Raw genomic sequence first — 17,037 nt, forward strand, 5'->3', positions numbered from 1 at the left:
TCAGACTTGCCCTCCGTCCCGTTGTGTGGCCCCTGCCCCCGTGTCCCGCTGCCAGTCCCCGGAGGCTCCGCCCGTCTTCTGCTCGACCCGCACGTCGGTGATGACCGCGCCCGGGTCCACTGCCTTGATCATGTCCACGACGGTGAGCGCCGCGACGGAGACCGCCGTCAGCGCCTCCATCTCGACCCCGGTGCGGTCCGCGGTGCGCACGGTCGCGGTGATCGCCACCGCGTCGTCGTGCACCGTCAGGTCCACCGCGACGCCGTGCAGCGCGATCGGGTGGCACAGCGGCACCAGGTCGGGCGTGCGCTTCGCGGCCATGATGCCCGCGATCCGGGCGGTGGCCAGGGCGTCGCCCTTGGGCACGCCCTCACCCCGCAGGAGTTCGACCACCCGGGGCGATACGAGTACCCGGCCCGAGGCCGTGCCCGTGCGGACCGAGACCTCCTTGGCCGTGACGTCCACCATGCGGGCCGCGCCGGCCTCGTCGAGGTGCGTGAGGTTCTTGGCGCCGCGCGTCAACTTTCCACCCCATACGGTGAGCTCTGCCGAACTGCCTTGTGTCGTGCTGGGGCAACGTTAGAGCCACAACCGGGCGCCCCGCATGCGCGGGCCCGCCCCGGGCCCGGTCCGGCGGGTCAGCTCAGCAGCATGACCGCCACGTCGGCGCCCTCGGCGACCTCCGTGACGTCGGCGGGAACGGTGAGCAGCGCGTTCGCCTTGGCGAGGCTGCCGAGCAGGTGGGAGCCGGTGCCGCCGACCGGTTCGACGGTGCCCTCGCCGACGCCCTCGGCCGGCGCGGTGTACCAGGCGCGCAGGTATTGGCGCTTGCCGTCGGGCGACTTCAGCGCCGTCGCGCACGTGGCCCGAACCACCGGACGCTCGGTGACCGCGGCGCCCTGCATCCGCAGCAGCGCCGGCCGGACGAACACCTCGAACGACACGAACGCGCTGACCGGGTTGCCCGGCAGGGTGAAGATCGGCGTCTCGTCGGGGCCGATCACGCCGAAGCCCTGCGGCATCCCCGGCTGCATCGCGACCTTGCCGAACTCGACCGTGCCCAGCTCGGAGAGCACCGCCTTGACCACGTCGTACGCGCCCGCGCTGACCCCGCCCGTGGTGACCACCACATCGGCCCGGATCAACTGGTCCTCGATCGTGTCGATCAGCACCTTGGGGTCGTCGGGCACGTTGCCGACGCGGTACGCGATCGCGCCCGCCTCGCGCGCCGCGGCGGTGAGCATGTAGCTGTTGGAGTCGCGGATCTGGCCGGGGCCGATCGGGCGCCCCGGCTGGGTCAGCTCGCTGCCGGTGGACAGGATCACCACGCGCGGCTTGGGCCGGACCCGGATCCGCTCGCGGCCGATCGCGGCGAGCAGGCCGATCTGCGCGGAGCCGATCGTGCTGCCCGCCTCCAGGACGGTCTGCCCCGCCGTCACGTCGCTGCCGCGGCGCCGGATGTACTGGCCCGCCGACGGCCGCCTGGTGATCCGGACGGTCGGCATGCCCGCGTCGGTCCACTCCACCGGCACGATCGCCTCGGCGCCCGCGGGCAGCGGCGCGCCGGTCATGATCCGCGCGCAGGTGCCGGAACCGATCGCGGTCTCGGCCGCGTCGCCCGCCGCGATGTCGTCCACGACGTCCAGCACGACCGGGTAGCGCTCGCCCGCGTCGGCGACGTCCGAGATGCGCACGGCGTAGCCGTCCATCGACGAGTTGTCGAACGGCGGCAGATCCCCCGTGGAGGCGACCTCGTCGACCAGGAGGCTGCCGTGCGCGTCGAGCAGTTGCAGTTCGAGGGGCGCCAGCGGTTCGATCCGCCCGAGGATCCCGGTCAGGTGGTCCTCGACGCTTTTCATGCTTGCATCTCCTCGTTCACGTACCGCTTCAGCCAGGCCCGGAACTCGGGTCCCAGATCCTCACGCTCGCATGCCAGCTTCACGATGGCACGCAGGTAGTCGGCCCGGTCGCCCGTGTCGTACCGGCGCCCGGTGAACAGCACGCCGTGCACCGTGCCGCCCTCGGCCAGGTCGCGCCCCGAGAGCACGCGCAGGGCGTCGGTCAGCTGGATCTCGCCGCCGCGCCCGGGTGGGGTGCGCTCCAGGACGGCGAACACGGCCGGGTCCAGAAGGTATCGGCCGATCACGGCGTAGTTGCTCGGCGCGGTACCGGGTTCGGGCTTCTCCACCAGGTCGGTCACCCGCACCACGCCGGGCTCGGACGTACCCGGGGCCAACGGCTCGACCGCCGCGCAGCCGTAGAGGTGGATCTGCGTCGGGTCGACCTCGATCAGCGCCACGACGCTGCCGCCGAGCTCCCGGCGCACCCGCAGCATCGTGCTGAGCAGCGGGTCGCGCGGATCGATCAGGTCGTCGCCCAGCATCACCGCGAACGGCTCGTTGCCCACGTGCGGCCGCGCGCACGACACGGCGTGCCCCAGGCCGCGCGGGTCGCCCTGGCGGACGTAGTGGATCGCGGCCAGCTCGCTCGACTCGCGCACCAGCTTGAGCCGGTCCAGGTCGCCCTTCGCGGCGAGCGCGTGCTCGAGTTCGTAGGCGCGGTCGAAGTGGTCCTCCAGCGGGCGCTTGTTGCGGCCGGTGACCATCAGGATGTCGGTGAGCCCCGCGGCCACCGCCTCCTCGACCACGTACTGGATGGCCGGCGTGTCCACGACCGGCAGCATCTCCTTCGGCGTGGCCTTCGTCGCCGGCAGAAAGCGCGTACCCAGACCGGCCGCGGGCACGACGGCCTTGGTGATGTGGAACGGATGACGCGGAGGCATGGCCCCGACACTAACGGGTGAGATCGCCGGGGGTCCCGTGAAGCCCGGCGATTGGCCGGTTGTGGTCCAGGGGCGTGGCCTCGGTCGCGGCCGCGCCGTGGAAGCGGTCGCCGCCCTCGCGTTTGGCCCGGGCCAGCGCCCGGTCCGCGGCTCGCAGCAGGGTTGCGCCGTGCGTGCCGTCGCCCGGCAGTACGGCCGTGCCGATCGCCATGGTGAGCCGGACCGGGTCGGCCGACGCGCCGAACGTCCCGCGCCGCACCGCGTAACACAGGCGCTCGGCGACCGTGGCGACCCCGGCCGCGTCCGTCTCGGGCAGCAGGATCACGAACTCCTCCCCGCCGTAGCGGGCGATCGTGTCGACCTGGCGGATCTCCAGCGCGAGCCGCTGCGCGACCTCGCGGAGCACGGCGCCGGCGCCCTGGTGTCCGTGCCGTTCGTTGACATCGCGAAAGTGGTCGAGGTCGAGGATGAGCAGGCCCAGCGGGCGGCCGAACCGCGACGCGCGCATCACCTCGCGGTCGAGCACGAGTTGGAGGTAGCGGTAGTTCCAGACGCCCGTCAGCGGGTCGGTCACCGACAGCCGCTCGAGTTCGGCGCGGCTCAGTTCGAGGCGGGTCACCTCGTGTCGCAGTTCGGGGAGTTCGTGCCCGGCGATCGCGCGCAGCCGGCGCACGGCGACGACCAGCGAGCCGACCGCGACCGCGAGCGCGCCGACGAGCAGGATGATCAGGAGGCGTTCGAAGGTCAGGCCCATGACGGGCCCGAGGCCGATGCGATGGCGCGAACTGTGTCGATTGCGCGGACTCCTTCGGTAACCCGTCCAAATACGTCATTCAGGGAACAGCATGAAGGACATCCTCAACGACAAGGCCACGCTGAGGTCACAGTTGATGCACTCACGGTCACTACGGGCGCTCGATCGGCGTGTCGCGGCGAACCACGCGCTCCGTGACGCGCTCCTCGCGCTCCCCGAGATGGCGGCGGCCGGCACCGTCGCGGCCTACGTGCCGGTGGGCTCCGAGCCCGGCTCGCGCGAGTTGGCCGAGGAGCTCGCGGGCGGGTCGGCGCGGCGCGTGCTGCTGCCGGTGCTGCTGGCCGACAACGACCTCGACTGGGCGCTCTACCAGGGGCCGGCGTCGCTCGTGCCGGCCGGCCGCGGGCTGCGCGAGCCGGTCGGGCCGCGGCTCGGCCCCGAGGGCGTGCGCGAGGCGGACGTGCTCGTGGTGCCGGGGCTCGCGGTGGATCGCCGCGGCATGCGGCTCGGGCGCGGCGGCGGCAGCTACGACCGGGCGCTCGCACGGGTGCCGGCCGCGGCCGTGACGGTGGTGCTGTTGTACGACGACGAGGTGGTCGAGCGGGTGCCGGCCGAGCCGCACGACGTGCCCGTGGACATCGCGGTGACGCCCGCGGCGGTGTACCGGTTCACCCGGTAGCACCGCCGCGGGCGCTCGTCACGGTCTCGCGGGGGTTGCCGGGGTTGCCGGGATCCCCGGTGCTGCCGGGGCCGCGGGCGCCGGCGGCCCGGCCGGTCCGCCGGGCTCCAGGGTCAGCCGGTGTCTGGCCGCCTTGTCGACCGCGGCGACCGTGTACGGCCACTCCAGCGTCTTGCCCTTGCGCCACAGGTCGGTCTGGTCGGTGTAGTTGTCGTGCCAGACGTGCCCCGACGCGCCGGTCAGGTTGATCCACCGGGACGCGTCCAGGTTCGACAGGTCCACGACCATCCGCATCGACGGCACGGTGGTCACCTCGTAGCCCTGCGCGGCGTTCCACCCGGTGGCGTTGATCAGGCCCTCACCGCCGGACATCTCGTACGGCCCGCGGTTGAGCATGTACTTGACCGGGCCCGGGCCCTCGGTGCCGAGGGTCTGGTTCCGCAGCGTGAGCGTGTGCAGGCGGCCCCACGACCAGGTGTCGATGTTCTTGCCGAGCCGGACGGTGAGGTCCTTGCGGGCCTCGGTCATCGCCTTGTGCAGGAGGCCGTCGCGCGTGGTGATCGCGCCCGGGTCCTTGGAGATGTTCCACCACGGGCTCTCCGGACTGGCCAGGAGCGTGCGCGCGACCTCGTTCCAGCGGTCGCCGCCGTCGGGCTGCGCGGTCGAGTCGTCGCGATCACCGCACTGCACGTCGCTGGTCGTGGCGTTGCTCGCGCAGTCGTTGTCGGCGCGTACCGAGAACGGCATCTTGTCGCCGAACGCGAGCATCATGACCTGGCGCCACACCGCGTTGAAGTACGCCGCCGCCTTCGAGTCCGCGTCGTTGCGCATGTCCCAGTCCTTGAGCAGGTCCTGCGCCTCGCGCACCCACGGGTCGTCGATCCGGACGTCGCGCAGGTACGGCACCAGGAACCGCGCGACCGGGTTGAGATCGTCCGACTGCATGGTCTGCATCATCGTCGAATCGATCTTGCCCGGCGCCTTCGTGATCATCTCCACGATCCGCTGACTGCGCGCGCCGTACCCCCAGTCGGAGGTCAGCAGGTACGGGTACGCCGGCGACGTCACCGCGTTGTTGGCGGTGACGATGTACCCCTCGGCCGGGTCGTACACGCTCGGCAGCGAGTCGAACGGGATCGTGCCCGCCCAGTCGTACTTCGCGTCCCAGCCGTACACCGGCCAGCGTCCGTCACCGCTGCGCCGGACCGGGATCTTGCCGGGCGCCTGGTAGCCGATGTGGCCGTCGACGTCGGCGTAGATCGCGTTCTGCGAGGGCGCGTCGAAGTTCTTCAGCGCGGCACGGAACTCGTTCCAGTTCTGCGCCTTGTCGAGCTGGAAGAGCGCGTCCATCGAGGTGCCCGGATCCAACGCGGTCCAGCGCAGCGCGACCGCGAAGCCCTCTTCGCGCTGCGGACTGGGATCGGGGATCGGCGCGTCCTTGCCGACGTCCTCCAACTCGTCGGACACGTCGGTCAGGATCGGGCCGTGCTGGGTGGTGCGCACCGTGATGGTCCGGTCGGACCCGCCGGCGACCTTGATGGTCTCCTGGCGCACCTCCTTGAAGGGCTCGTACTTGCCGTTGTAGAGCACGCCGTCACCCTGGATCTTCTCCAGGTAGAGGTCGGTCACGTCGGCGCCGAGGTTGGTGAAGCCCCACGAGATCTTCTGGTTGTGGCCGATGACCACACCCGGCATGCCGGAGAAGGTGTAGCCGGACACGTCGTAGGCGCACTGCGGTCCGACCGTGCGGCAGTGCAGGCCCATCTGGTACCAGACGGAAGGCAGCGACGGCGACAGGTGTGGGTCGTTCGCCAGCAGCGGCTTGCCGGTCGTGGTCCGGCTGCCCGCCACCACCCACGAGTTGGAGCCGACGCCCGAGGACTTCTCGCTGAACAGCTGCGGCAGGTTCGCGAGCGACGTGGACAGGTCGGACAGGGCGCGCTGCGCGCCCTTGGACGGCGCGGCCGGCTGGGCGTCCTGTACGAAACGCTCGGTCCTGCCGTCCTTCGGGTCCTTGACCACCGCGCCGGTGTTCACGATCGGCTGGTTGGTGTCGTACGGGTACGGCGGGTACAGCTCGTCGATCTGGTTGACCGTCAGCTTGTCGGACAGCAGCGCGCGGTCGATCTCGTCCTGCATGTTGGTCCGCAGGTCCCACGCCATCGCCTTGAGCCAGGCGACCGAGTCGACCGGGGTCCACGGCTCGGCCTTGTAGCCGTCGTGCACGACACCGAGCAGCGCGTACTCGAACGACGCGTCGGCGCCCTTGTGGTCCTTGAGGTAGGCGTTGACCCCTTCGGCGTACGCCTGGAGGAACTTCTGCGACTCCGGCGGCATCGCCGCGTATTCCTGCTCGGCGACCTTGCGCCAGCCGAGCGTGCGCAGGAACTTGTCGTTCTCGACCTGGCCGGAGCCGAACATCTCGGACAGCCGACCCGCGGTCAGATGCCGGCGGACGTCCATCTCCCAGAACCGGTCCTGGGCGTGCACGTAGCCCTGCCCACGGAACAGGTCCTCGGACGTGTCGGCGTACACCTGCGGGATGCCCTTGGCGTCCCGGACCACGTCCACCTTGCCGGTCAGGCCGGGGACCCGGACGCTGCCCGAGGTCTGCGGGAACGAATCCCGGGACAACTGCCAACCCCACCAGCCGAGGCCGCCCGCCGCGATCGCGAGCACCACCACGAAGACGATGGCGGTCAACCGGAAACGACGCCACGCCTTGGACGGTCCCCGGGGGGCCGTCGATCGTTCGTTGACCTTGGCGGCGGCGCCGGCGGACGGGGCGGCGGGCTCCGGCTCGGCGACGGGGGCGGGTACCGGGACCGGCTCGGGGGCCGGGACTTGGGCCTGCGCCTGGGCCTGGGCCGGGACGGGGGCCGGAGCCGGAGCCGGAGCCGGTTGCGGCTCCGGTTCGACGTAAGGCCCCGGTTCGACGTAGGGCTCGGGTTCCGCGTACGGCTGCGGTGGAACGTACGGCTCGGGCTGGGCGTACTGCGGCTGCTGCCCGGGGAGTTGCGGTTGTCCGTATGGCTCGGGCCCGGTGTACGGCTCGGGCCGACCGTATGGCTCCGGCTCCACATACGGCTGGGGTTCGCCGTACGGCTCGGGCTCGCCGTACGGCGATTGCGGCGGCGGTTCCTGCTGCGCGGCGGCCAGGCGCTCACGCTCCGCGCGCTCTTCCGCGCGCCGCTGGGCCGCGACCGGATCCGCCGCGGCCCACTGCGATGTGGGCCACTCCCCCGTGGGCCAGTCGTCCCACCCGGAGGATGAGGCGTCCTGGCCACCGGGGGGCTGCTCCGGGTCGGGCGTCTTCGAGGGAGGCATCAAGGTCCTTATGCGGTCGGTGCGGCAAGGGACACCTTAAAAGCCGAGCGTCGTCGGCATCACAGCCACGGGTACGAGACGGACCCCTCTGGGGTATGGATCCTTCGCTTTGGTAAAATATTTGCCAGGCGTAGGTAATTCATCGCCGGTTCGCCGGCGCGGCAGGGCTCCCCTTCCCACGGCCCGCTGATTGCCTGCGCTTTCGCGGCGTCGGTACCGCCCGTCGTCGCCTGCCTTCTTGTACTGCACTCCGTGCGGCCGCCTGGGGGGTGGCCGGACCGACGACCGCCGGAGGTGACGCACGTGTCCGTGTCCGAGCTCAACCAGGTCCTGCTCCTGGGTGCCATCGTCATGCTGTCCGCCGTCATCGCCGTGCGCCTCGCGACCCGCACCGGCCTGCCCAGCCTGTTGCTCTACCTCGGACTCGGGATCCTGATAGGCGCGGACGGCTTCGGCATAGGTTTCGACAACGCCGAGTTGACCCAGACCCTGGGCTACGCCGCGCTGATAGTAATCCTCGCCGAGGGCGGGATAGCGACGAGTTGGAAGGAGATCAAGCCGTCGGTCCCGGCCGCGGCCGTGCTCTCCACCGTAGGGGTCGGCGTGAGCGTCGCGGTCACCGCGTTCGCCACGCACCTCGTCCTCGACGTCGATTGGCGGACCGCGATCCTGATGGGCGCGATCGTGTCCTCCACGGACGCCGCGGCCGTGTTCTCCGTGCTGCGCAAGCTGCCGTTGCCGCATCGGCTGACCGGCCTGCTGGAGGCCGAATCCGGCTTCAACGACGCGCCGGTGGTGATCCTGGTCGTCACGTTCGCCCAGGTGGGTCACATCGACCCCTGGTACGCCGTCCTCGGCGAGATCGCCATGGAACTGACCATAGGCGCGGCGATCGGGCTCGCGGTGGGCAAGCTCGGCGCCTACGGCCTGCGGCACGTCGCGCTGCCCGCGTCCGGTCTGTACCCGATCGCGGTCATGGCGCTGTGCGTTCTCGCCTACTCCGGCGGCGCGCTCGCGCACGGCAGCGGGTTCCTCGCGGTCTACCTGACCGCGCTCGTGCTGGGCAACTCGCAGCTCCCGCACGGCCCCGCGACCCGCGGCTTCGCCGAGGGGCTCGGGTGGCTGGCCCAGATCGGCCTGTTCGTCCTGCTCGGACTCCTGGTCACACCGCACGAGTTGGCCGACGACGTGATGCCGGCACTGGTGATCGGCACGATCCTGCTGCTGGTCGCCCGACCGCTGTCGGTGATCGTCACCACGACGCCGTTCCGGATGCCGTGGCGCGAGCAGGTGATCCTGTCCTGGGCGGGCCTGCGCGGCGCGGTGCCCATCGTGCTCGCGACCATCCCGATCGTGAAGGACGTCCCGGACGCCCAGCGGCTGTTCAACGTCACCTTCGTGCTCGTGGTGGTGTTCACCCTCGTCCAGGGCCCGACGCTGCCGTGGATCGCCCGCAAGGCGGGGTTCGTGGGCGAGCACGAGCCGACCGACCTCGGCGTCGAGTCGGCGCCGCTGGAACGGCTCCAGGGCCACCTGCTGTCGGTGAGCGTGCGACCGGGCTCGCTCATGCACGGCGTCGAGATCGGCGAGCTGCGGCTGCCGCGCGGGGCCGCGATCACCCTGATCGTCCGCAACGACGAGAGCTTCGTCCCCGAGCGGACCACCGTGCTCCAACGCGGCGACGACCTGCTCGTGGTGGCCACGGACACCGTGCGCGACGAGGCGGAGGACCGACTGCGGGCGGTCAGCAGGGGCGGCAAGCTCGCGGGCTGGTTCGGGGTCAAGGGCGACACGTGAGGACCGGGCCCGATCGAGACACCGGAGCGAGACACCGGTGTTTCAGCTGTGCGAATCTCGTCACATTCGGGGATCGATTGTTGTGAGATAAGTGTAGGATCGGGTGGTTGATTGTCGGCGGGGTGCTTGATGGCACGTGCTCTATGGCACCTCGTTCGCCGATCCCTCCACACACCGACTCTGCCTGACGCAGGGCTGGCGTCGTGACCGCATGGCGGCCGGAGCACAGCTTCGGTATCTACCCCGGTGGACGCTTTCGAGGACAGCTCTCGGCGTACCGGGGTTTCCCATGTGCGCTACCAGGTGGCAGGAAGCGATACCCGCGATGCCCACGCATCGGACCGCCGCACGCGCCCGCAGGGAGCGGTGCGCATGATCTCCACCTACTCGTCGCTGTTGCGGACTCCGTCCGCCTGGCGATTCCTGCTTCCCGCGCTGATCGCGCGGATGCCCTACGCGATGCTCGGGCTCGGGATCGTGCTGCTCGTGAAGCACACGACCGGGTCGTACGGAACGGCCGGCGCGGTCTCCGCCGCGGCCGCCGTCGCGCTCGCGTTCGCCGGTCCGCAGACCGGCCGGCTGGCCGACCGCTTCGGCCAGGCCGCCGTGGTGATCCCCGGCGCCCTGACGCACGGCGCCGCGGTGGCCGCGCTGATCGTCGCCGCGCTGGCCCACGCCCCGCTGTGGCTGCTGTTCGGCACCGCCGCGCTCGCGGGCGCTTCCGTGCCGCAGATCGGCTCGATGGTGCGGGCCCGGTGGGCCGCGCACCTGGAGAAGTCGCCGCTGCTGCCGACCGCGTTCGCGTTCGAGTCGGTGACCGACGAGTTCACCTTCGTGGTGGGCCCGGTGGTCGCGACCTTCCTGGCGACCGGCGTACACCCGGCCGCGGGCCTGATCGTCGAGGCCGTGCTCACCGTCGGCGGCTCGCTGCTGTTCGCGATGCAGCGCGGTACGGCGCCCAGGCGCGTGGTGCGGACCGCGGCCGACGCGCCGCGCGTGTCCGCGCTGCGGATCGGCGGCGTCCGAGTGCTCGTCGTCGCCTTCGTCTGCATCGGCGCGATCTTCGGCACGGTGCAGGTCTCCGTCACGGCGTTCGCCGAGGAGATCGGCAAGCCGGGCCTGGCGGGCGCGCTGTACGCGGTCTTCGCGGGCGGCAGCCTGATCGCCGGCGCGGTCTACGGCGCGGTCGCCTGGCGCCGCTCGGCGCATCACCGCATGCTCGTCACGTTCGCGCTGCTCGCGCTCGGCACGGCGCCGTTGTGGGCGATTCCGAACGTGGGAATCATGGTGCCCGTCGCGTTGCTGTGTGGACTGGCGATCGCACCTACCCTGATCACCGGATTCACCCTCGTCGACACCCTGGTCCCGGCCGCGGCCAAGACCGAGGCGTTCACCTGGCTCACCGGCGCGATCGGTCTGGGACTCGCGCTCGGTTCGACGTTGTCCGGGATGCTCACCGACGCTCGGGGCTCGGGCGCCGGGTTCGTGCTGACACTGGCGGCCGCCGGCATCGGATTCCTTGTGGTGCTGGCCGGACAGCGCCTGCTGACGCCGGAGCCCAAGTCGTCCACACGCGTGAATGTGACACCCGTTACACCCGCGACGGAGACCGTGGTGGACGGAACTCCGGTGAATGCTGCACCATTGGCACTCGACAGGTGAGAGTGCCAGTACCCAGCTGACCTGTCTGTCGAAGGAGGACCAGACCGTGCCGACGTACCAGTACCAGTGCACCGCCTGTGGCGAGGGGCTTGAGGCCGTCCAGAAGTTCACGGACGACGCGCTGACCGAGTGCCCCGCCTGCCAGGGCAGGCTGCGCAAGGTCTTCTCGGCCGTGGGCGTCGTGTTCAAGGGCTCGGGCTTCTACCGGACCGACAGCCGCGGCGCGAGCACGGCCTCGACTCCGGCGAGCGCCTCGGCGGCGTCGTCCGGGTCGTCCGGTTCGTCCTCCTCGGAGGGCTCGTCGTCCTCGGGCTCGTCCGCGTCGTCCTCGGGCTCTTCCTCGTCCTCGTCGGGCTCCTCGTCGTCCGGTACGACGTCCTCGGCGGCCTGAGCGATGGCGGACAGCGGGTCGAGCGTGCTGCCGGCGGGCGTGGCCCCGGCCGAGATCGGCGTGATCGGCGGATCCGGGTTCTACGCGTTCCTGGACGACGTCGTCGAGGTGCGGGTGGACACGCCCTACGGCGCGCCCAGTGACGCGCTCTTCCTGGGCGAGATCGCCGGCCGTCGGGTCGCGTTCCTGCCCCGGCACGGGCGCGACCACTCGATCCCGCCGCACCGGATCAACTACCGCGCCAACCTGTGGGCCCTGCGGGCCGTGGGGGTGACGCAGGTGCTCGCGCCGTGCGCGACGGGCGGTCTCCGGATCGAGCTGGGTCCCGGCACCCTCGTGGTCCCCGACCAGCTGGTCGACCGCACGTCCGGCCGCACGCAGACGTTCTTCGACGGCCTGCCGCTCCCCGACGGGACGATCCCGCCGGTCGTGCACACGACCTTCGCCGACCCCTACTGCGCGGACGGTCGCGCCGTGGTCGCGGCCACCGCGCGCGACGCGGGCTGGCAGCCGGTGGACGGCGGGGCGCTCGTGGTGATCGAGGGGCCGCGCTTCTCCACCCGCGCCGAATCGCGGTGGTACGCCGCGCAGGGCTGGTCGATCGTCGGCATGACGGGGCACCCCGAGGCCGTGCTCGCGCGCGAGCTCGGGCTGTGCTGCACCGCGATCGCGCTGGTGACCGACCTGGACGCCGGCGTCGAGGCCGGCGAGGGGGTCACGCACGCCGAGGTGATGGCGGTCTTCGCGGCCAACGTCGACCGGATGCGGAGCCTCCTGTTCGATGTGGTCGCGGCGCTGCCGAAGACGCGGTCGTGCACGTGTGGGACCGCCGATGTGGAGCGGCCCGCGTAGCCGACGAATGCTTTCGTACGAAGGCCGCCGCCCGGGTTCGGGTGGCGGCCTTCGTGTGTCCGGGGGCGGGCGGGGGGGCGGGACGGGCTCGCCAGGGGGACGGGGTGTCACTCACACGAGTGAACTCGGGATCCACAGGGTCGGACTTGTCCACAGCCGCCGACGCGGCGGGACGGCGAGGGTTCGGGTCGCGGCACGGTGATGACGCGGCTCGGCCCTCGTTTCCACGCCCCGGTTCCGGCGGGGGTCGGGCCGCACCCGTCCGTGCTGTTCGCGTCGCCCGCGCTGGAGGTGTGGTGTCCGCTTTGGGAGCGCCGGGGTCGTCCCCGGGATCGTCGTTCGGCCCGTCGTCCGGCCCGCTGTTCGGATCGTCGCCGGGCCCGACCGCCCGACCGCCGCTGCGGCGCGTGCTGGCCCGACATCGACGCGGGGTCGCCGCGTTGTCGGCGGCCGTCGCGGTGATCGCGCTGATCGTCGCGATCCGGCCGGAGCCGCCGCCGACCACCAGGATCCTGGTGGCCGCGCGCGATCTGCCTGCCGGGAGCACGCCCGGGCCGGCCGACGTGACCCTCGTCGACATACCGACGGCCTTGCGCCCCGCGGGAGTTCTGCGCGCGGTCCGGCAAACCGAAGGGGTCGCGCTGACCGGTCCGGTCCGGCGCGGCGAGCCGCTGACCGACGTCCGGGTGGTCCGTCCCGGGGCCGCGCCCGACGCGGGCACGGTCGCGCTGCCCGCGCGCTTCGCGGACGCCGACGCGGTGGCCGTGCTGCGGCCCGGCGACCGGATCGACGTATTGGCCGCACCGCCGCCCGAACACCCGGGCCCCGCCCGGCTGGTCGTCGCGGGCGCGGTCGTGGTGGCCCGACCGGCCGCGACGGCCGCCTCGACAGGCGCACTGCTGATCCTCGAAGTCCCTCGATCCGTCGCGGCCGAACTCGCGGGGGTCGCGGCGGGCCCCACACTGACCTACACGATCCGCCGGTTCGTAAGCGGGCCTGTTGCGGCGGATCCGGAATGACACCAGACTCCTTCGCATTGCCCGGCTTCATATTGTCCGGCTTCATGGGGCATTCGGCGATTATCACTTTTATTGGTATCCCTCGCTGATCACGTCGCCCCGTCGAGGCTTCGACCGATCAGATTGATGGGGATCAAGCAGTGGGTGGCTTCAAGAAGTTCCTCATGCGCGGAAACGTCGTCGACCTGGCTGTGGCCGTGGTCATCGGCGCCGCGTTCACGGCGGTCGTGAACGCGTTCGTGAAGGGGATGATCAACCCGGTCGTAGGCGCCTTCGGGACCAAGAACCTGGACAACTACCAGTCCTGCATCAAGGGCCCCTGCGGGGTCGACGCGGAGGGCCAGGCGATCGGCGTCCGACTGCTGTGGGGCTCGGTCCTCGGCGCGACACTGACGTTCCTGATCACGGCCGCGGTCGTGTACTTCCTGCTCGTGCTGCCGCTGAACCACATAATGGAGAAGCGCAAGCGGGCCCTCGGGCACGCCGGCGAGAAGGAGCTCAGCGAGACCGAGCTGCTCGTCGAGATCCGCGACCTGCTCGCCGAACGGCTCGGCCCGGAGGCGAACGGCGGTGCGGCTTCGCCCGGTTCGGGCTCCACACGCTCCGACACCTGACCGTCGACACACGCACGACGGCGGGCCCGCGTCCTCTTTCGAGGAGGCGGGCCCGCCGTCGTGTGTACGCGATGGAACGCCGAGGTTCAGAGGTGATGCGGCGGCTTGTCGTCGAGGAACCGTCGGATGTCCGACGGGTCCGCGCTCGCGCGATCCTCGCCCCACCCGGAGTCGGTCTCGTCCGAACTCACGTCGGGGAGCAGATCCCGCCCGTCCCACCCGAAGGGATCACGCTTCGGGCGTTCCGGCCCATTCGCCTTGCTCACTTCAGCCTCCGCCATCGCACCATTGTGCCGGCGCGGCCGGCCCCGCCTCGCGTCACGCCGCTTCGAGCCCCTGGGCGGTGGCCAGCTCGCGAAGCGCGACGAGTGCCTGCTTCTCGATCTGACGGATCCGCTCACGGGTCAGCCCGAGCTGCTTGCCGACCTCGGTCAGCGTGTGCTCCTTGCCGTCCGTCATGCCGTACCGCGCCCGCAGGATCGTGGCCGTGCGGCCGTCGAGGTTGCCCACGAGATTCGCTATCTGTTCGCGGCGCAGCGTGGCCAGCGTGATGTCCTCCGGCGTCAACGGGTCGGTCTCCTGAACCAGTTCGCCGAGCTCGGTCTCGCCGTCGTCGCCCACGGGGGTGTCGAGACTGATCGGGTCGCGCGCCCAACCGATCACGTCGATGACGCGCTCGGGGGTCGAACCCACGGCCTCGGCGATCTCCGCCATCTCGGGGTCACGCCCGTGGTCGCGGGTGAACTCCCGCTGCACGCGCCGGATCTTGCTCAGCTCCTCGACCAGGTGCACGGGCAGTCGCACGGTACGGGCCTGGTCGGCCATCGCCCGGGTGATCGCCTGTCGGATCCACCAGGTCGCGTACGTGGAGAACTTGAAGCCCTTCGCGTAGTCGAACTTCTCGACCGCGCGAACCAGGCCGACGTTGCCTTCCTGAACCAGGTCGAGGAAGGGCATCCCGCTTCGCGGGTAACGCCGCGCCACGGACACCACCAGGCGCAGGTTGGCCTGGATGAACAGTTCCTTGGCCCGGGCACCGCGATCGATCAGCTCACGCAGCTCGGCGACGTCGACGCGCTTCGGCACGGCGTCCTCGTCGATCAGCTTCTGCGCGTACAGCCCGGCTTCGATGTCCTTCGACATCTCGACCTCGCGCTCCGCGTCGAGCAGCTTCGTGCGGCTGATCTCGTCCAGGTACACACCGACCGTGTCGCGCTCGACGTCGGCAGCCTTCCGCGTGCGGGAAGCCGCCACTCGCTCGGCGCCCTGTCGGGCCACACCACGTGTAGTCGGCATGCTCTAGCCCTCGCTTTCATTCGCGTTCGTCAACATTTCGAACGAACGAGAAGCCTGTGATATTCCGTCCGGGGATGTACGGTTGAAAGGTTGACCGGCATTTCCCGACATGGCGCCTGCCCGGCCTCGGCTCACACATGCACACCCTGTCCCACCTACCGATTCGCTCAACGGTCGACAGGCCCTGGATGTTCCTAAGGCCCGGGCGCGGCACTGCCCCGCGGATCCCAGGACGGGCCCGTGGAACGACATCGATTCGCCGGCGTGTGTACCGCTTTCCACCGGTATCCGGCGGCGGCGGAGCTCCGTCAGTGCGCGCCCTCGACCCGCTCCAGGTCGCGCGGGATCAGCCGCCAGGCCAGTACGGCCGCCACCAGCGCGACCCCACCTCCCACCAGGAACGTCGGCGTCATGGAGGACGTGAACGCCTCGCCCGCCGTGACGAGCAGGCCGCTCGTGCCGAGCCGATCCGCCACCACCGACGCGTCCCCGATCGATTCGTGCACGGCCGCGAGGTCGGCCGGGTCCAGGTCGAGGTAGGGCAGCTTGCTCCGGTAGAGCGCGGACGCCATGCTGCCCAGGGTCGCGACGCCGAGCGCGGCGCCGAGTTCGTACGCGGTCTCGTCGATCGCCGCCGCGCCTCCGGCCTCCGCGGTCGGTACGGACGACATCAGCACCACCGACGCGACGGTGGCCAACGTGCCCACGCCCGCCCCGACGATCGCCAGCGCGAGACTCACGAGCGGGTAGTCGATCTCCCGGAAGTGCTGCCAGACCCACGGCAGCGCGAGACCGGCGCTCATCAGCGTCAGGCCGCTCGCGAGGACGTTCCGGGGCGGGAAGCGCTCCATGAACCACGGCACGCACAAGGACGCGAGGATCAGCGAGATCGGCGCCGGCAGCAGGTGCACACCGGCCGCCACCGGGCTGTAGCCCTTGACGTACTGGAACCACTGGCTCAGCAGGAACAGCGCCGCGCCGAGCCCGAGCATGCCCAGGAAGATCGCCGTCGCGGCCATCGTGAACGCGCGATTGGTGAACAACCTGACCTGTAGCAACGGATGCGTCAGGCGGAGCTGGCGGCGGACGAACACGGTCAGCGCGACGACCGACAAGACCACCAGGGTCCAGCCCGCGGGATCACTCACACCGCTCTTGCCGAGCTGCTTGATCCCGCCCGCGAGTGCCACCATGCCGAAGATCGAGAGCCCGACGCCCGGCCAGTCCCATACGCCGGAGCGCGGCGAACGCGACTCGGGCAGTAGCCACGTGCCGAACCCGATCACCGCGACCGCGATCGGCACGTTCAGCAGGAACGCCGACTGCCAGCCGTGCGACTCCACGAGCACTCCGCCGATGACCGGGCCGAGCGCCATGCCGCCGCCGAACACCGCCGACCACACGGAGTAGGCCAGTGCCAGCTCGCGCGCGTCGGTGAACACCGTCCGCAGGATCGTCAGCGTCGACGGCATGATCGCCGCGCCGCCCACGCCCAGCAGCGCCCGCGCCGCGATCACGTGCCACGCCGCCGTCGCGACCACCGCGAGCAGCGAGGCCAGCCCGAAGATCGCGAAGCCGATCAGCAACAGCCGCTTGCGCCCCCAGCGGTCACCCAGCGCGCCCGCCGTGACCAACAGGCCGGCCAGCACGAGCGCGTACGCGTCGATGATCCACAGCTGCTCGACCGAACCGGGCTGGAGGTCCGTGACCAGCGACGGGAACGCGACGTTCAGGATCGTCGCGTCCATCGAGATGATCAGCAGACTCCCCGACAGGATCGCGAGCACGGCCCAGCGCCGCGGGTCGCGCACGGGCCGGAGGGCTGTGGAGCCGACCATGGAACATCCTCATTTCGTATGAGACA

Annotated in this window: 15 protein-coding genes; 7 read left to right on the plus strand and 8 right to left on the minus strand. The window is 71.1% G+C overall.

All coding sequences use genetic code 11. The annotated features are described in order from the left end of the window. The 4 genes from moaC to OG928_RS14660 form a co-directional block, all read right to left on the minus strand. Entirely contained in the window at positions 1 to 468 is a 468-nt protein-coding gene (gene moaC / locus OG928_RS14645; RefSeq protein ID WP_406290979.1) for a cyclic pyranopterin monophosphate synthase MoaC, read from the minus strand. Positions 469 to 638: 170 nt separating this feature from the next. Then, on the minus strand, positions 639 to 1,859 hold the full coding sequence (gene glp / locus OG928_RS14650; RefSeq protein WP_406283756.1) for a gephyrin-like molybdotransferase Glp: 1,221 nt from the start codon (positions 1,857 to 1,859) through the stop codon (positions 639 to 641). Continuing rightward, complete coding sequence (locus OG928_RS14655) at positions 1,856 to 2,782, minus strand: UTP--glucose-1-phosphate uridylyltransferase (protein ID WP_406283758.1); 927 nt, start codon at positions 2,780 to 2,782, stop codon at positions 1,856 to 1,858. The genes glp and OG928_RS14655 overlap by 4 nt, the downstream gene beginning before the upstream one ends. Before the next feature lie 10 nt (positions 2,783 to 2,792). Then, positions 2,793 to 3,536 (minus strand): GGDEF domain-containing protein, encoded by a 744-nt coding sequence (locus tag OG928_RS14660; protein ID WP_406283760.1) that lies wholly within the window; start codon positions 3,534 to 3,536, stop codon positions 2,793 to 2,795. Positions 3,537 to 3,627: 91 nt separating this feature from the next. Here OG928_RS14660 and OG928_RS14665 point away from each other — a divergent pair, with 91 nt between their 5' ends. Continuing rightward, positions 3,628 to 4,215, plus strand: a complete 588-nt coding sequence (locus OG928_RS14665) for a 5-formyltetrahydrofolate cyclo-ligase (protein ID WP_406283762.1) — start codon at positions 3,628 to 3,630, stop codon at positions 4,213 to 4,215. Positions 4,216 to 4,233: 18 nt separating this feature from the next. On the opposite strand, the gene OG928_RS14670 is transcribed toward OG928_RS14665, so the two are convergent. Further along, positions 4,234 to 7,542 (minus strand): penicillin acylase family protein, encoded by a 3,309-nt coding sequence (locus OG928_RS14670; protein ID WP_406283764.1) that lies wholly within the window; start codon positions 7,540 to 7,542, stop codon positions 4,234 to 4,236. 294 nt (positions 7,543 to 7,836) lie between these two features. Here OG928_RS14670 and OG928_RS14675 point away from each other — a divergent pair, with 294 nt between their 5' ends. From OG928_RS14675 to mscL, 6 genes are all read left to right on the plus strand, one after another. After that, positions 7,837 to 9,339 carry a potassium/proton antiporter gene (locus tag OG928_RS14675; protein ID WP_406283766.1) on the plus strand — a complete coding sequence of 501 codons (1,503 nt, stop codon included), beginning with the start codon at positions 7,837 to 7,839 and terminating at the stop codon, positions 9,337 to 9,339. 372 nt (positions 9,340 to 9,711) lie between these two features. Further along, complete coding sequence (locus OG928_RS14680; protein ID WP_406283768.1) at positions 9,712 to 11,001, plus strand: MFS transporter; 1,290 nt, start codon at positions 9,712 to 9,714, stop codon at positions 10,999 to 11,001. Positions 11,002 to 11,047: 46 nt separating this feature from the next. After that, positions 11,048 to 11,392 carry an FmdB family zinc ribbon protein gene (locus OG928_RS14685; RefSeq protein WP_406283770.1) on the plus strand — a complete coding sequence of 115 codons (345 nt, stop codon included), beginning with the start codon at positions 11,048 to 11,050 and terminating at the stop codon, positions 11,390 to 11,392. Positions 11,393 to 11,395: 3 nt separating this feature from the next. Next, on the plus strand, positions 11,396 to 12,244 hold the full coding sequence (locus OG928_RS14690) for an S-methyl-5'-thioadenosine phosphorylase (RefSeq protein ID WP_406283772.1): 849 nt from the start codon (positions 11,396 to 11,398) through the stop codon (positions 12,242 to 12,244). 296 nt (positions 12,245 to 12,540) lie between these two features. Then, the gene (locus tag OG928_RS14695; protein WP_406283774.1) at positions 12,541 to 13,263 is read left to right on the plus strand and encodes an SAF domain-containing protein; all 723 of its coding nucleotides are present in this window, start codon (positions 12,541 to 12,543) and stop codon (positions 13,261 to 13,263) included. Positions 13,264 to 13,403: 140 nt separating this feature from the next. After that, on the plus strand, positions 13,404 to 13,877 hold the full coding sequence (gene mscL / locus OG928_RS14700; protein ID WP_406283776.1) for a large conductance mechanosensitive channel protein MscL: 474 nt from the start codon (positions 13,404 to 13,406) through the stop codon (positions 13,875 to 13,877). Positions 13,878 to 13,963: 86 nt separating this feature from the next. Here mscL and OG928_RS14705 read toward each other — a convergent pair whose 3' ends face one another. The 3 genes from OG928_RS14705 to OG928_RS14715 all read right to left on the minus strand — a co-directional run bounded on the left by OG928_RS14705 (position 13,964) and on the right by OG928_RS14715 (position 17,011). After that, entirely contained in the window at positions 13,964 to 14,158 is a 195-nt protein-coding gene (locus OG928_RS14705) for a hypothetical protein (RefSeq protein ID WP_406283778.1), read from the minus strand. A 37-nt stretch (positions 14,159 to 14,195) separates the two neighbouring features. Next, entirely contained in the window at positions 14,196 to 15,173 is a 978-nt protein-coding gene (locus tag OG928_RS14710; protein ID WP_406283780.1) for an RNA polymerase sigma factor RpoD/SigA, read from the minus strand. Positions 15,174 to 15,481: 308 nt separating this feature from the next. Beyond that, on the minus strand, positions 15,482 to 17,011 hold the full coding sequence (locus tag OG928_RS14715) for an MFS transporter (protein WP_406283782.1): 1,530 nt from the start codon (positions 17,009 to 17,011) through the stop codon (positions 15,482 to 15,484). Positions 17,012 to 17,037: the final 26 nt, after the last annotated feature.

This window comes from Embleya sp. NBC_00896 (genome assembly GCF_045207785.1).
Classification (GTDB): Bacteria; Actinomycetota; Actinomycetes; order Streptomycetales; family Streptomycetaceae; genus Embleya.

Bases quoted from the DNA above. Each gene is read 5' to 3' on its own strand.
- moaC (WP_406290979.1), bottom strand. From the start codon at position 468: ATGGTGGACGTCACGGCCAAGGAGGTCTCGGTCCGCACGGGCACGGCC.
- glp (WP_406283756.1), bottom strand. From the start codon at position 1,859: ATGAAAAGCGTCGAGGACCACCTGACCGGGATCCTCGGGCGGATCGAA.
- OG928_RS14655 (WP_406283758.1), bottom strand. From the start codon at position 2,782: ATGCCTCCGCGTCATCCGTTCCACATCACCAAGGCCGTCGTGCCCGCG.
- OG928_RS14660 (WP_406283760.1), bottom strand. From the start codon at position 3,536: ATGGGCCTGACCTTCGAACGCCTCCTGATCATCCTGCTCGTCGGCGCG.
- OG928_RS14665 (WP_406283762.1), top strand. From the start codon at position 3,628: ATGAAGGACATCCTCAACGACAAGGCCACGCTGAGGTCACAGTTGATG.
- OG928_RS14670 (WP_406283764.1), bottom strand. From the start codon at position 7,542: ATGCCTCCCTCGAAGACGCCCGACCCGGAGCAGCCCCCCGGTGGCCAG.
- OG928_RS14680 (WP_406283768.1), top strand. From the start codon at position 9,712: ATGATCTCCACCTACTCGTCGCTGTTGCGGACTCCGTCCGCCTGGCGA.
- OG928_RS14690 (WP_406283772.1), top strand. From the start codon at position 11,396: ATGGCGGACAGCGGGTCGAGCGTGCTGCCGGCGGGCGTGGCCCCGGCC.
- OG928_RS14705 (WP_406283778.1), bottom strand. From the start codon at position 14,158: ATGGCGGAGGCTGAAGTGAGCAAGGCGAATGGGCCGGAACGCCCGAAG.
- OG928_RS14710 (WP_406283780.1), bottom strand. From the start codon at position 15,173: ATGCCGACTACACGTGGTGTGGCCCGACAGGGCGCCGAGCGAGTGGCG.
- OG928_RS14715 (WP_406283782.1), bottom strand. From the start codon at position 17,011: ATGGTCGGCTCCACAGCCCTCCGGCCCGTGCGCGACCCGCGGCGCTGG.